The organism is Corynebacterium uropygiale, assembly GCF_021568315.1.
Taxonomy (GTDB): domain Bacteria; phylum Actinomycetota; class Actinomycetes; order Mycobacteriales; family Mycobacteriaceae; genus Corynebacterium; species Corynebacterium uropygiale.
In genome coordinates this window covers 485193-498347 of record NZ_JAKGSI010000001.1, presented here as the reverse complement: position 1 = coordinate 498347, position 13155 = coordinate 485193, and the positions used below count along the sequence as shown (strand labels likewise).

The following is a 13155-nucleotide window of genomic DNA, read 5'->3' as shown; positions in this document are numbered from 1 at the left end:
CGGGCGCCTCGGGAGGGGCGGCGCACGGCGCTGCGCACGACTCTCCGCGAACAGTATCGGCCCTGCGGTTCTCACTTGCGTGCCACAGGACTTAGACTAAGGGACCATGACTGCCGCTGACATTGACCTTAAGACGACCGCCGGAAAAATCGCCGACTTGTCCTCTCGCCTCAAGGAGGCACACGCCCCCCTGGGCGAGGAGTCGATCGAGCACATTCACGCAGCTGGTCGATCCACGGCACGCGAGCGCATTGAGGCTCTGCTCGACGAGGGCTCCTTCGTGGAAATCGATGCCCTCGCCCGGCATCGCGCCACGGATTTTGCCGCAGATAAGCAGCGCCCGGCCACGGATGGCGTCGTCGCCGGTTATGGCACCGTGGAAGGCCGCAAGGTCTGTGTTTTCGCGCAGGACGGCACCATTTTCGACGGCCAGATGGGCGAAGTCCACGGCGAGAAGATTATTAAGGTCATCGAGTTAGCGGCGAAGACCGGCGTCCCGCTCATCGGCTTCCACGAGGGGGCCGGGGCGCGCCTCGTCGAGGGCATCGTGCCCCTGGCCATGCAGGCGCGGATCCTCCGCCTCCTCACGCGCGCATCCGGGCTGGTGCCGCACATCGCGGTGCTGAGCGGCGAGACCTCCGGGGCGCAGGCCTTCATCCCGAGCCTCGCGGACATCCTCGTCATGGTCGGCGAGGAGGCCTCCCTCCACCTCACCGAACCGGATGTCGTGCGCACGGTGACGGGCGTTGAGACCGATGCGCTCGGCCTCGGCGGCCCCGAGGTGCACCTCCGCGAGTCCGGCACCGCTCACCTCTCCGCCGGCTCCGACAGCGAGGCCACCGACACCCTCCGCGACCTCCTCTCCCGCCTGCCCGTCAACAACCGGGCGCTCGCCCCGCGCGTGGAGGGCGGCGTCGAGGAGAGCGCCGCCGCAGAGCTCGACGCCCTCATCCCCGACTCCAGCAGCGCCCCCTATGACATGAAGGACGTGCTGCGCCGCGTTGTCGACGACGGCGACCTGCTGGAACTCCAGGCCGAGTACGCGCCGAATATCATCACCGCCCTCGCGCGGATCGATGGGCGCAGCGTGGGCATCGTCGCCAACCAGCCGACCGAGGTGGCCGGCTGCCTCAACGACCAGGCCGCCGCCAAGGCCGCCCGCTTCCTGCGGACCATGGACTCCTTCAACCTCCCCATCGTCGAGTTCGTCGACGTGCCCGGCTTCCAGCCGGCGCTGGAGGAGGAGCACGGCACCGTCCTGCGCCGCGGCGCGAGCCTGGCCTATGCCTACGCGGAGGCGGAGGTCGGGAAGGTGACCGTCATCGTCCGCCGCGCAATGGGCCCGGGCTATGTCCTCATGGGCTCCAAGGACCTCGGGGCGGACTTGGTCTACGCCTGGCCCACCGCCGAGATCGCCGCGCAGGAAGCGTCCGGCGCCGTGCGCACCCTGTATCGCAGCGAGCTCGAGAAGGCCGCGCGCCAGGGCAAGGACACCGATGAGATGATGCGCTCCTACGAGCAGGAGTACGCCGAGAAGTACGTCGGCCCCTACATCGCGGCGGAGCGCGGGCTCGTCGACGCAGTCATCCCGCCCTCGGAGACCCGGAAGCACCTCATTGACGGCCTGGAGCTCCTCGACCGCAAGATCAGCTACCCGCCGGCCAAGAAGCACGGCAACATGCCGCTCTAGGCCCCTACCCAGCGCAATCCAAGGAAAGCATCTCTATGAGTGACGCCCCCCTCTTCCGCATCATCAAGGGCAACCCCTCCGACACGGAGGTCGCCGCGCTCACCGCGGTCATCACGCAGAAGATGAACGAGGCCGCGCTGCGCGCCAAGAACAACCGCTCCGCCGAGCAGAACCTCTGGGGCTGCCTCGACGAGCGCCTCGAGCGGCACGGGCGCTTCAACCCGGCCGCATTCAACACGGCGGCGCTTCGCTGATGCGCCTCGTTCTCGCTTCGGGCTCCCCCTCGCGTCGCGCGATCCTGCGCGGGGCCGGGGTGGAGCCCCTCGTGCATCCGGCGGACGTCGACGAGGACGCCATCCGCGCCGCCTGCGGCCCCGACGCGGCCCCCGAGGACGTGGTGGCCGCGCTCGCCCGGGCGAAGAGCCAAGCCGTGGCCGCCTCCTATCCCGAGGACGTCGTCATCGCCTGCGATTCCATGCTCCTCATCGACGGGGAGCTCATGGGCAAGCCCCACACCGTGGAGGCCACCGTCCAGCGCTGGCGCCAGCAGGCGGGGCGCGAGGCCGAGCTCCTCACCGCCCACTGCATCGGCGGACCTGGCGGCGAGGGGCGCGAGGGCCGCGCGGGCGGCGATGGCCGCGCCGTCATCGAGAGGGTCGCGCGGACGCGGCTGCGCTTCGCTCAGGCCCACGAGGAGGACATCCTCGCTTACGCCCGCACCGGGGAGCCCCTCGAGTGCGCCGGCGCCTTCACCCTCGAGGCGCTGGGCGGCTGGTTCGTGGACCGCATCGAGGGCGATCCCTCCAACGTCATCGGGCTCTCCCTGCCCACCGTGCGCGCCGCCCTCTATGAGATGGGGCTCGACGTCCACCCCTTCTGGAATCTCGCGTCCACGGACTAAAGCCCGCGCGCACTAACGGCCGCGCCCGCCCCCGGGCGCCTGGCTCCCCGCTTTAGCGCTCGCGGTGCTTCTCGTGGATGGCGTCCATCAGCGGCTCCATGGCGTTCCACAGGAGCGGGGCGAGGCTGCGCGAGTAGTCGTCGGAAATGTGGTGGGAGTCCCGGTATACCCAGATGTTTCCGATGTCCGGGCTGCACCAATCATCCGGGCAGAACCACGGGCGGGTGTCCACCGGAATCATGCCGCGGTCGAGGAGCTTCTGCTTGGCCGGGTCCTCGCCGGTGCCATAGGGCACCTCGGCGGACACGCCGCACTGGCTCGTGTCCTCTTCCTCCACCGCGCAGAAGGAGGGGTACTTGTCCGTCCCGTCGGGCCAGAAGAACCACGGGTTATCCCGAAGTCCCACGAAGGGGATGCCGAGGTCCTTGAGGAAGTCCCAGAACTCCACGTAGCCGCGCGGGACGCTGTCCTGCTTCTGCCCCACCTCGTACATCGGCCGGGTGGAGTTGGAGATGACGAGGTCCGGCTCATCCTTGATGATGCGGTCACGGACCGTGTCGTTGAAGGTCTGGCAGTTCTCGGAGAACGCGCCCTCATAGTCGTGGACGAAGGAGGGGCAGGACTGGCGGACGAAGGGGATCACCCGGAAGTGGTGCTGCTTGCCCAACAGGTCCAGCGCGGCACCCCACTGGTCGGCGTGGGAGCCGCCGGTGAGGAACACGGTGACGTCGGAGTCCCTGTCCCCAAAGACGCAGTTCCCCGCCTCGATTCCGCCGTGATCGTCCGGCGGCAGGTGCGTGGGGTCCGAGCCCTTCTGCGACATGCACCGGGCATTCCAGAACATGGAGAGGGAGTCCGGCAGCACGTAGGGGTCGGGAGCGACGGGCACATCGGGCGCCCGGTAGCCGCGGAGGACCATGGCACCCGGGTAGACCTCGGGGTCCAGGCGGTTCGCGTTTATGGCCTTCACCTGCTTCGCCCACACGGGAGGCAGCGCGACGCACGCCACCGCCAGCAGCGTCACCATGATGCCGGCGGCGGCCCTGCCGCGGGAGGGCCGCAGGGCGTGCGCCCTCCACCAGGCCTCGCGGACGCGCCCCTCCCCGCGCGTGGGCCGGGCGGCGTGCTGGCGCAGCGGGCGCTCGACGAAGCGGTGGGTGAGGTCAGCCAGCAGCAGCGAGACCAGGATGACCACGATGCCCAGCCACACCGGCGCCTCCTTCATCTGCAGGTAGGCCAGCGAGATGATGAGCAGCGGCCAGTGCCACAGGTAGAGCGGGTAGGCGATCTCACCGAGCCAGCGCATGAAGCGGCTCGCGAGGAACGTCGACGCCGGGCCGCCGCCCAGGATGACGAGCACCGCACCACCCAGCGGGTAGAGGGTGCCCGGCCCGGGGAAGACCTGGGCGCCGTCGAAGAGAAGCCCCGTCGTGATGACCATGATGATGCCCACGATGGCCATCGCGGAGCGCAGGTGCCGGTTGAGGGTGATCTTCGGCGCAATGAGCGCGATCACCGCGCCGAGGGTGAGCTCCCACATCCGCGACCACGTCGAGTAGTAGTTGAGCTGCTGGTCAACGGGGTGCAGGTAGGCGGCATAGGCGAAGGAGGCGATCGTCGCGACGATGAGCACCGGCAGGGCGATCGTCTGGATCGAGGAGGTGGGCCGCTCGGGGCCGCCCTCCTTGCCGCGCTTGCGCTGGAGGCGACGCCGCTGGATCCGCAGGGACCACCCGCAGCCCAACGCGAAGAGAATGCCCAGAACATAGAACTGCCCTTGCACCGACATGGACCAGAGGTGCTGGAGCGGGCTAATCCCCCAGGACGCGGCCTGGTAGCCGGCCTCCTGGCTCGCGAGCTCCCAGTTCTGGTAGTAGAGGATGCTCGCCATGAGCTGCCAGGCAAGGTCCACGCGGCGCAGGTCCGGCAGCAGGAGGATGACGAGCAGCGCGCACACCACCACGACGAGCACGAGCGCCGGCACGAGCCGGCGCATCATCCGCCAGATCGGCCACCAGGGGTTCAGCGTGGCGTCGCGCCGCGCCGCGTAGCGCAACTGCGAGCCGAGGAAGAAGTAGCCAGAGAGGAGAAGAAAGACATCCACACCGCCGGACACCCGCCCGACGAAGACGTGGAAGAGGACGACAAAGCCGATGGCGATCCCCCGAAGGCCATCCAAGTCGTACCTGTACTTCTCCTTGAGCTGCGTCTCCACCTCTACAAACCTTCATTCACCCAGACTGTGATACCCAGATATTCCTATCACAGGGGCCGGACATGAACCGAGTTAGCTCTCGCTGCCCTCCCTATGTCTCACCTATCGCTTAGAGTGGGTCGCATGGAATTTCAGGATATGCTCGCCCCGCCGCCCGTCCATCTCCCCGAGGATCCGGCCCAGGACCTCAACCCCCGGGAGAACTCCACCGCCCTGAGCCACCCGGAGAGCCCGCTCGTGTGGGCCACCCGCGCAGAAGATGCTCTCGGCAGCGCGGAGAACGACGACGACCGCCTCGTCGCCTATGCCCTTGCGCGCACTGGTTACCACCGTGGCCTGGACCGTCTCCGCGCCAACGGGTGGAAGGGCTGGGGCCCGGTGCCCTATTCCCACGCCCCGAACCAGGGTGTGCTCCGCGCAATCGCCGCGCTGGCTCGGGCGGCCCGGGCCATCGGCGAGACCGCGGAATATGACCGCTGCCGGCAGATGCTCTCCGACGCGGATCCGTCCTCCGTCGCTCCCTTGCTCGATGAGGTCGAGAGCCCGGAGGCCTAGTTAGCACATCACGACGGCGCGGGCGCGTGAGATTCTTCACTGAAGCTAGTCTCACGCGCCCGCGCCGCGTCGTACTCACATCCAGGCGCCCTAGGGCTGCTGCGAGCCGCTGCCCACCGGCGCCCGCTGCTCGCTAGCTGGCGGCCTTCTCGACGCGCTCGATGGCCTCCTTCGCCACGAGCTCCTGAATGCCCATGTCGAGCTCCGAGGTGAAGCCCACGCAGGAGCAGTTGATCTCACCGAGCACGTAGGTGTCGGAGCCGTCCTCGGCGGTGTCGAGCATGAAGTCCGCGGTCCAGATGAGCGGGATGTTGTCTCCGCCCAGCTTCTCGGCAATCACCGGCCGGGCCTCGGCGAACATGTCGACGAGCTCCTGCCAGGACTCCGGCTTGTCATAGGTGTACTTCGCGCCGGAGAAGAGCGTCGCGGAGAAGTTGTCCCCGCCCTCGGCCGGCTTCTTGTGGACAACGAACACCGGGTGCGGCCCCACGAGGAGGATGCGGATCTCGCCCTCCACGATGCGCGGCATGAAACGCATGTCCACGAGCATGCCGTTATCACCGATGATGTACTGATCGCAGAAGTCCATGAACTCGCCGAGCTCGCGGATCTCCGTGTGGTTATCGACCGCCTCGGTGCAGCGCAGCTTCGTGTCGAGGGGCAGCGCAGTCCCGGGCTCGACGCTCTTCGCCAGCTCCTGATCCTCCAGGCGCACGCGCCAGATGCCAGAGCCCGTGGAGCCGCGGTTCTGCTTGAGCACGCGCTCCCCGTAGGAGAGGGAAGTCGGGAAGGTCTCGTGGAAGGACTTCACGTCGTAGTATGCGGCCGTGTCGGTGGGCACGAGGTCCGTCTGGTTGAGCTTCACCAGGGCGTCCTTGGCGCCGTAAGCCATCATCTCTTCCGGCGTGGACATGCCGACGAGGCCGGACTCTGCCAGCCGGGTGAGGAGGTCAAAGTAGCCCTTCTCTCCGCCGGGGATGTTGCCCGGGTTGACGCGAGAGATGTAGGCGTCGAAGTGAGAGGACACATAATCAAAGAGGTCATCGGCCCACTCGGGGCGGTAGTAGACGACCTCGGAGTGCCAGCCGGCCTCCTGGATAGCGCGCACGATGGGCATCGTGTCCTTGCGATGCCCATCGAAGTACTTGTCCGACCCGCCTTCAACCTCGAAGACGACAATGCTCTTGTGCATAACTCTGGCCTTTCTGGGTGAGAATGATGGTGCACTAGCCCCATATACGGGCCTCCACCTGCGAGTCTAGGGAAAGATGGGATCCATTTCGCCCCGCGCCCGTCGGAGTAATGAACGCCACACCCGCATGAGGGCATGCTGAAAACTATTCAACGCACTACGCTAATAGGGGCAATAGATGAATCCGTAGGAAAGGCACGCAGATAATGGCAGTCCCCTTTGACCCGGCACCGCAGTTCCGCGAGTTCGCTCACCCCGAGCGTCTCGTGTCTGCCTCCTGGCTCTCCGCACGCTTAGGAACCCCGGGCCTCAAGGTCGTGGAATCCGACCAGGACTCCCTTCTCTACGACATCGGGCACATCCCCGGCGCCGTGAGGCTCGACTGGCGTCGCGAATTAAATAACGCGCTCTACCGGGACATCGTGGATCCGGAGACTTTCGCCCGGATCATGAGTGAGAAGGGGATCGCGCGCGATGACACCGTCGTCGTGTATGGCGACCACTCCAACTGGTGGGCAGCCTTCACTCTGTGGATCCTCGAGCTCTACGGCCATGAGGACGTCCGCCTCCTCGACGGCGGGCGCGACGCCTGGATGGCCGAGGAGCGCGACACCTCCTTCGCCGTCCCGGATTATCCCGCCACCGACTACCCCGTGATCCCGCGCCAGGATGCGTCGCTGCGCGCTTTTGTCGACGACGTCCGCCAGGCGATCGGCACCCAGCCGCTCCTTGATGTCCGCAGCGCCGAAGAATACGAGGGCGCAGAAGCCCGCCGCGCGGAGGACAGCGCCTTCACCGCCCAGCAGCACGGGCATATCCCCAGCGCGCTGAGCTTCCCCTGGGGTGGATCCGTCGACGCGACGGGGCGCTTCCGCCGTCGCGAGGTCCTCGAGGAGCTCTACGAGGGGCTGCACCCCAGCGATCCGACCATTGTGTATTGCCACTTGGGCGACCGCTCCGCGCACACCTGGTTTGTGCTCAAGTACCTCTTGGGGTTCGATAATGTGCGCAACTACGACGGCTCCTGGGCCGAGTGGGGCAACATGGTGCGGATGCCTATCGCCCAGGGTAAAGAGCCCGGCGTGATCCCCGAGGGTTTAAGCTGATCACTCGGACAGGGAGCGTCGAACATCGCGACATCACCGTGTGGAGGAATCGTTTGACGCTCAACGATGAGCACGAACCACGCGAGACATGCTGTTCCGAGGAGGGACACTTTAGTGCCAACGGAAACCACGGAGATTAAGAAGGTCCTGGTCGCGAACCGGGGCGAAATCGCAGTGCGGGTCATCCGCGCGGCGCGAGACGCCGGCATCGCCAGCGTCGCGGTCTACGCTGAGCCCGACGCCCAGGCGCCTTTCGTCACCCTGGCCGATGAAGCCTTCGCCCTCGGCGGCCAGACCTCCGCCGAGTCCTACCTAGTCATCGAGAAGATCATCGAGGCGGCGAAGAAGTCCGGGGCGGACGCCATCCACCCCGGTTACGGCTTCCTCTCGGAGAATGCCGACTTCGCGCAGGCGGTCATCGACGCCGGCCTCACCTGGATCGGCCCCTCGCCGCAGTCCATCCGCGACCTGGGTGACAAGGTCACGGCCCGCCACATCGCGCTGCGTGCCGACGCCCCCATGGCCCCCGGAACCAAGGAGCCCGTCAAGGACGCGGCCGAGGTCCGGGCATTCGCGGAAGAGCACGGGCTGCCCATCGCGATCAAGGCGGCCTTCGGCGGCGGCGGGCGCGGCATGAAGGTGGCCTACTCCCTCGACGAGGTCGAGGACCTCTATGAGTCCGCCACCCGCGAGGCCCAGGCGGCCTTCGGCCGCGGCGAGTGCTTCGTCGAGCGCTACCTCGATAAGGCCCGCCACGTCGAGTGCCAGGTGCTGGCCGACCAGCACGGGAACGTCATCGTCGCGGGCACCCGCGATTGCTCGCTGCAGCGGCGCTTCCAGAAGCTCGTCGAGGAGGCCCCGGCCCCCTTCCTCAGCGAGGAGCAGCGCACCCGGCTCCACGAGTCCGCCAAGGCGATCTGCCGCGAGGCCGGGTACTACGGCGCAGGCACCGTCGAGTACCTCGTGGGCTCCGATGGGCTCATTTCCTTCCTCGAGGTGAACACGCGCCTCCAGGTGGAGCACCCCGTCACCGAGGCGACCACGGGGCTGGACCTCGTCCGCGAGCAGTTCCGCATCGCCGAGGGCAAGCCGCTCCACATCACCGAGGACCCCGCCCCGCGCGGCCACGCCTTCGAGTTCCGCATCAACGGCGAGGATGCCGGCTCCGGCTTCATGCCCGCACCCGGCACGATCACCCGCTACGTGGAGCCCTCGGGCCCCGGCGTGCGCGTGGATTCGGGCGTCGTGGAGGGTTCCGTCATCGGCGGGCAGTTTGACTCGATGCTTGCCAAGCTCATCGTCTACGGCGAGGACCGCGAGCAGGCCCTCCAGCGGGCCCGCCGCGCGCTCGGCGAGTACATCGTCGAGGGCATGCCGACGGTCCTCCCCTTCCACCGCCACATCGTCGAGAACCCGGCTTTCGTCGGCGATGAGTCCGGCTTCGACGTCTACACCAAGTGGATCGAGGAGGCCTGGGAGAACCCGCTGGAGCCCTATGCCGGCGAGGACGAGGCCCCCGAGGACGACGGCACCCCGGTCCTCAGCGAGCGCGTGGTGGTGGAGATCGACGGCCGCCGCGTCGAGGTCGCCCTCCCCGAGGGCTTCGGCACTGGCGGCGGGAAGAAGAAGCGCCCGAGGCGTCGTCGCTCCTCCGGCTCCGGGGCCGCCGTCTCCGGCGACGCCGTCACCGCGCCCATGCAGGGCACGGTCATCAAGGTGCCGGTGAGCGACGGCGACGAGGTCGCCGAGGGCGACACCGTCGTGGTCCTCGAAGCCATGAAGATGGAAAACCCCGTCAAGGCGCACAAGTCCGGCACGGTGAAGGGCCTCCAGGCCGAGGAAGGCAGCACCGTAACGAAGGGCGCCGTACTCCTCGAGATCTCCTAGGAGTCCCCTCCCCCTCGTAATCGACGACGCCCACCCGCTGCCCGCCACCAGGGCGGAAACGGGTGGGCGTTCGCGTGTCAGGGGCCGCTGCCGGCCGGGCTACTTCACGGGGCGGAGCACGCCCTGGAAGAACTCGCCCACGGCTTCTGGCTCGCTGAGCGGAAGGACCGCGGAGACGTACTGGTCGGGGCGGACGATGACCACGGCGCCCTCGCGGGAGATCCCGCGGAGCTCGAAGATGTCATCCTCCGGGGTGGTGCCGAAGACCTTCTCCAGGTGCTCGAGGCCGAAGGGGCCCACCGTCGGGAAGAAGAGCTTCGGGGCGTCGAAGAGCTCGAACTCGGGGTGCTTCTGCTGGTAGATGACCTTGATGTCGAAGGTGGCGTCCTCATCGCCGCCCTCCGGGGTGTAGAGCGCCACCGGGGACTCCGGGGAGGTGCTCATCCACTCGGCCCAGCGGCGCACTGCCGAGTCCTCGGCCGCGGGGGCGGCGGCGTCGGCGAAGACGTAGATGCGCCAGCGGCCGTCGGCCGTGGCATTGTGGCCCAGGTGGATGAAGTTCGTGTCGCTCTTTCGGGCGACCTTCTCCGAGCGGAAGCGCTTGCCGATGGGGTAGCCGGTGGCGAGCTCCTGGTGCTCGGTGCCGCCGGTGATCATGGAGGGGTGGTATTGGGTCATGAAGCCGGCGGGGAACTCGGCGGTGCGCGTGTACCAGTCGGCGACGTAGCTCGGGTCCTCGTGCTCCTCCGGGTTGGAGGCCATGAGGGAGGACCACTCCTTGTCGAAGTCGATGAGGTTCTGCGCGATCTCCTGGCGCTCCGCCGAGTAGGTGTGGAGGAGCTCCTCCGGGGCGCGGCCGCTCAGCACGTGCCCGAGCTTCCAGCCGAGGTTGAAACCATCCTGCATGGAGACGTTCATCCCCTGCCCCGCCTTGGCGCTGTGGGTGTGGCAGGCGTCGCCGGCGATGAAGACGCGCGGCGTGCGGCCGCTCTCCTCCCCGTCCTCGAGGTTGTCGAAGCGGTTGGTCACCCGGTGCCCGACCTCATAGACCGAGCTCCACGCCACGTTCTTCACGTCCACGTGGTAGGGGTGGATGATCGCGTTCGCCTTGGCGATGATCTCCTCGATGGGCGTTTCGCGGATCTTGTGATTATCGTCCGGGCCCACCACGCCGAGGTCGACGTACATGCGGAAGAGGTGCCCGCCCTCGCGGGGGATGTGGAGGATGGAGCCCTTGGTCGAGTGGATGGCGCACTTCGTGCGAATGTCCGGGAAGTCCGAGTTGGCGAGCACGTCCATCACACCCCACGCCTGGTTGGCCTGGTCCCCCTTGAGGCTGCAGCCGATCGCGCGGCGCACCCGCGAGCGCGCACCGTCTGCGCCCAGCACGTACTTCGCCCGGACCGTCCGCTCCTCCCCCGTCTCGACATTCTTCAACTCGACGCTCACCGGATACTCGGCCTCATCCTCCACCTCGAGCCCCAGGAACTCCCAGCCGAAATTGGGCTGCATCCGGCTGGGCGACTGCGCCATGAAGCGGTTGAAGTAGTCAAGCACACGCGCCTGGTTGACGATAAGGTGCGGGAATTCGCTCACCCCGATTTCGTCGTCGACGGCGCGGGAGGTGCGAATGATGTTCTCGGGGTTCTCCGGGTCAGGGTTCCAGAAGCACATCTCGGTAAGCCAGTAGGCCTCGTCGATGATCTCATTCGCGAAGCCGAAGGCCTGGAAGGTTTCCACGCTGCGCGCCTGGATGCCGTCAGCCTGGCCAATCTCCAGGCGGTGCGGCCGGCGATCGATGATGCGGGTGTGAACTTCAGGGAACATGGAGAGCTGGGCGGCGGTGATCATTCCCGCGGGGCCCGCCCCGACGATGAGGACGTCCATCTCCTCCGGGAGCTCGGCGGGACGCGGCATCCCCTCCGCAGCGGGCAGGTAGCGGGGGTCTTCGGAGACGTATCCGTGGTGGTGGAAGTGCATGTGCATGGCGGGTGTTCCTTCCTTTCAGCCAATGAGCGGCACTGTCAGCGGCGGTCGTGGGGCCACAGTGTCCCGTAGTGTCCCGTGCGGCGCGACCCGCTGAATCGAACAAGATCGTATATATTTAATTTTCTAGTCCATAGTGATTTTCGTATAGTCCGTCGTTCCGATCCCCCGAACGGGGCTCAGTCTCTGGAGCTTCTCGTGCTCCGGACCCAGCGGAATCCCCTTGCGATCGCGAAGCAGGAGCACCGCCGCGAGAGCAATGACAGACATGATGACGAGGTAGATCGTGATCGCTCCCGTGGTTCCGGTGTTCTGCAGGAGGGCCTGGGCAATAGTGGGGGCAAAAGCGCCACCGAGGATCGCGCCAATCGCATACGTCACGGACACACCGGAGAAACGGACGGAGGCGGGGAACAGTTCAGCATAGAGGGCGGACTGCTGGCCATAGGTAAAACCAAGGCCGATACTGAGGAAAACGAGGCCCAGCGTCAACATTCCGATCGAGCGCGTATTCACCAGCGGGAACAGCGCGCAAATTCCGGCAATCTGGACGAGGAATCCGATAATGTACGTATTCCGGCGGCCAATAAAATCAGAGACCAATCCCGCACAGAGAGTGCAAATCAGCCAGCTCGCGGCCGAGAGGGTCACCGCGTTGAGCACCGCGCCCCGCTCGAGGCCGATGCTGCCCGCCGGGTCCGTCGCGTAATTCTGGATGAACCCGCCCGTCGTCATGTAGCCCGCGGCACCATTTCCCGCAAAGACGAGGGCGAGCAGCAGGACAAGCACGCCATGGCGGCGGAACAGCTGGACCAGCGGCATCTTCACGTTCTCCTGGCGGGCCGCGATCTCCTCAAAGACCGGCGATTCTTCCACCCCGTGGCGGATGTAGAAGCCCACGATGATGAGCAGGAAGCTCAGCAAGAAGGGCACGCGCCAGCCCCACTGGGTGAAGGCCTCACCGGGCGCCACGTAGCTCATCACCGCGAGCACACCCGAGGAGAGCAGCAGGCCGGCGGGGACGCCAATCTGCGGGGCGGCCCCCATAATCCCGCGGCGGTGGACCGGGGCATGCTCGACGGCCATGAGGACCGCACCGCCCCACTCACCACCGGCGGAAATTCCCTGAATAATGCGCAGCACAATAAGGAGAATTGGAGCAGCCGCGCCGATCGTGGCATAGGTGGGCAAAATACCAATGAGGGTTGTTGCCCCGCCCATGAGAATAAGGGTAATCATGAGGACTTTACGGCGCCCCCAGCGATCGCCAAAGTGTCCCGCCAAGACAGCACCAATGGGCCGGAAAATAAAGCTCAATCCCACCGAGAGGAAAGCCACCAATGTTCCCGCCGCAGGCCCCAACGGCCCGAAATAGACATCTTTAAAGATCATTCCGGCGGCTGCGGCATAGAGGAAGTAGTCATACCACTCGATGGCGGTCCCGACCATGGTGGCGGCGGAGACCCGCAGGTCCTCCTTGATGCCACCGCGCTGTACAGTGTGCGAACTCACTCTGCGTCCTTTCGGTTCGCGATCATTGTTGCGCCACACCACCAGTGTGCCGTGTTGTGGCGCAGCTCCATCATGCCGCATGAGAGTGATTCTCAACACTTGCGACAATAT

10 protein-coding genes are annotated in these 13155 nt (G+C 66.6%); 6 read left to right on the top strand and 4 right to left on the bottom strand.

Annotated elements, in window-relative coordinates; genetic code table 11:
* The first annotated feature begins 106 nt into the window (after window positions 1-106).
* From L1O03_RS02425 to L1O03_RS02415, 3 genes are read left to right on the top strand one after another with little or no spacing between them, the layout of a single operon-like run.
* Window positions 107-1690 (top strand): acyl-CoA carboxylase subunit beta, encoded by a 1584-nt coding sequence (locus L1O03_RS02425; RefSeq protein ID WP_236117812.1) that lies wholly within the window; start codon window positions 107-109, stop codon window positions 1688-1690.
* 35 nt (window positions 1691-1725) lie between these two features.
* Window positions 1726-1944 carry an acyl-CoA carboxylase subunit epsilon gene (locus L1O03_RS02420; RefSeq protein ID WP_236117811.1) on the top strand — a complete coding sequence of 73 codons (219 nt, stop codon included), beginning with the start codon at window positions 1726-1728 and terminating at the stop codon, window positions 1942-1944.
* Window positions 1944-2591, top strand: coding sequence for a Maf family protein (locus tag L1O03_RS02415; protein ID WP_236117810.1), 648 nt, complete (start codon window positions 1944-1946; stop codon window positions 2589-2591). The genes L1O03_RS02420 and L1O03_RS02415 overlap by 1 nt, the downstream gene beginning before the upstream one ends.
* 52 nt (window positions 2592-2643) lie before the next feature.
* On the opposite strand, the gene L1O03_RS02410 is transcribed toward L1O03_RS02415, so the two are convergent.
* Window positions 2644-4806, bottom strand: coding sequence for an acyltransferase family protein (locus L1O03_RS02410; protein WP_236117809.1), 2163 nt, complete (start codon window positions 4804-4806; stop codon window positions 2644-2646).
* 123 nt (window positions 4807-4929) lie between these two features.
* Between L1O03_RS02410 and L1O03_RS02405 the strand changes: the two genes are divergently transcribed.
* A complete protein-coding gene (locus tag L1O03_RS02405; RefSeq protein ID WP_236117808.1) occupies window positions 4930-5361 on the top strand; it encodes a DUF3151 domain-containing protein in 432 nt (143 codons plus the stop codon).
* Window positions 5362-5494: 133 nt separating this feature from the next.
* Here L1O03_RS02405 and L1O03_RS02400 read toward each other — a convergent pair whose 3' ends face one another.
* The gene (locus tag L1O03_RS02400) at window positions 5495-6553 is read right to left on the bottom strand and encodes a Cj0069 family protein (RefSeq protein ID WP_236117807.1); all 1059 of its coding nucleotides are present in this window, start codon (window positions 6551-6553) and stop codon (window positions 5495-5497) included.
* A gap of 206 nt (window positions 6554-6759) precedes the next feature.
* On the opposite strand from L1O03_RS02400, the gene L1O03_RS02395 reads away from it, so the two are divergent.
* Together L1O03_RS02395 and L1O03_RS02390 are read left to right on the top strand one after the other, a co-directional pair.
* The gene (locus L1O03_RS02395; RefSeq protein WP_236117806.1) at window positions 6760-7659 is read left to right on the top strand and encodes a sulfurtransferase; all 900 of its coding nucleotides are present in this window, start codon (window positions 6760-6762) and stop codon (window positions 7657-7659) included.
* A gap of 66 nt (window positions 7660-7725) precedes the next feature.
* Complete coding sequence (locus tag L1O03_RS02390) at window positions 7726-9546, top strand: acetyl/propionyl/methylcrotonyl-CoA carboxylase subunit alpha (protein ID WP_268913559.1); 1821 nt, start codon at window positions 7726-7728, stop codon at window positions 9544-9546.
* A 99-nt stretch (window positions 9547-9645) separates the two neighbouring features.
* Here the strand turns inward: L1O03_RS02390 and L1O03_RS02385 are convergent, their stop codons facing one another.
* Both L1O03_RS02385 and L1O03_RS02380 read right to left on the bottom strand, forming a co-directional pair.
* Entirely contained in the window at window positions 9646-11526 is a 1881-nt protein-coding gene (locus tag L1O03_RS02385) for an FAD-binding monooxygenase (protein ID WP_236118048.1), read from the bottom strand.
* A gap of 132 nt (window positions 11527-11658) precedes the next feature.
* Entirely contained in the window at window positions 11659-12981 is a 1323-nt protein-coding gene (locus L1O03_RS02380; RefSeq protein WP_236118047.1) for an MFS transporter, read from the bottom strand.
* Window positions 12982-13155: the final 174 nt, after the last annotated feature.

Excerpts from the sequence above, each read along its gene's own strand:
- L1O03_RS02425 (WP_236117812.1), top strand. The coding sequence starts at position 107 with ATGACTGCCGCTGACATTGACCTTAAGACGACCGCCGGAAAAATCGCC.
- L1O03_RS02395 (WP_236117806.1), top strand. The coding sequence starts at position 6,760 with ATGGCAGTCCCCTTTGACCCGGCACCGCAGTTCCGCGAGTTCGCTCAC.
- L1O03_RS02390 (WP_268913559.1), top strand. The coding sequence starts at position 7,726 with ATGAGCACGAACCACGCGAGACATGCTGTTCCGAGGAGGGACACTTTA.
- L1O03_RS02415 (WP_236117810.1), top strand. The coding sequence starts at position 1,944 with ATGCGCCTCGTTCTCGCTTCGGGCTCCCCCTCGCGTCGCGCGATCCTG.
- L1O03_RS02380 (WP_236118047.1), bottom strand. The coding sequence starts at position 12,981 with ATGGTCGGGACCGCCATCGAGTGGTATGACTACTTCCTCTATGCCGCA.
- L1O03_RS02385 (WP_236118048.1), bottom strand. The coding sequence starts at position 11,526 with ATGCACTTCCACCACCACGGATACGTCTCCGAAGACCCCCGCTACCTG.
- L1O03_RS02400 (WP_236117807.1), bottom strand. The coding sequence starts at position 6,553 with ATGCACAAGAGCATTGTCGTCTTCGAGGTTGAAGGCGGGTCGGACAAG.
- L1O03_RS02405 (WP_236117808.1), top strand. The coding sequence starts at position 4,930 with ATGGAATTTCAGGATATGCTCGCCCCGCCGCCCGTCCATCTCCCCGAG.
- L1O03_RS02420 (WP_236117811.1), top strand. The coding sequence starts at position 1,726 with ATGAGTGACGCCCCCCTCTTCCGCATCATCAAGGGCAACCCCTCCGAC.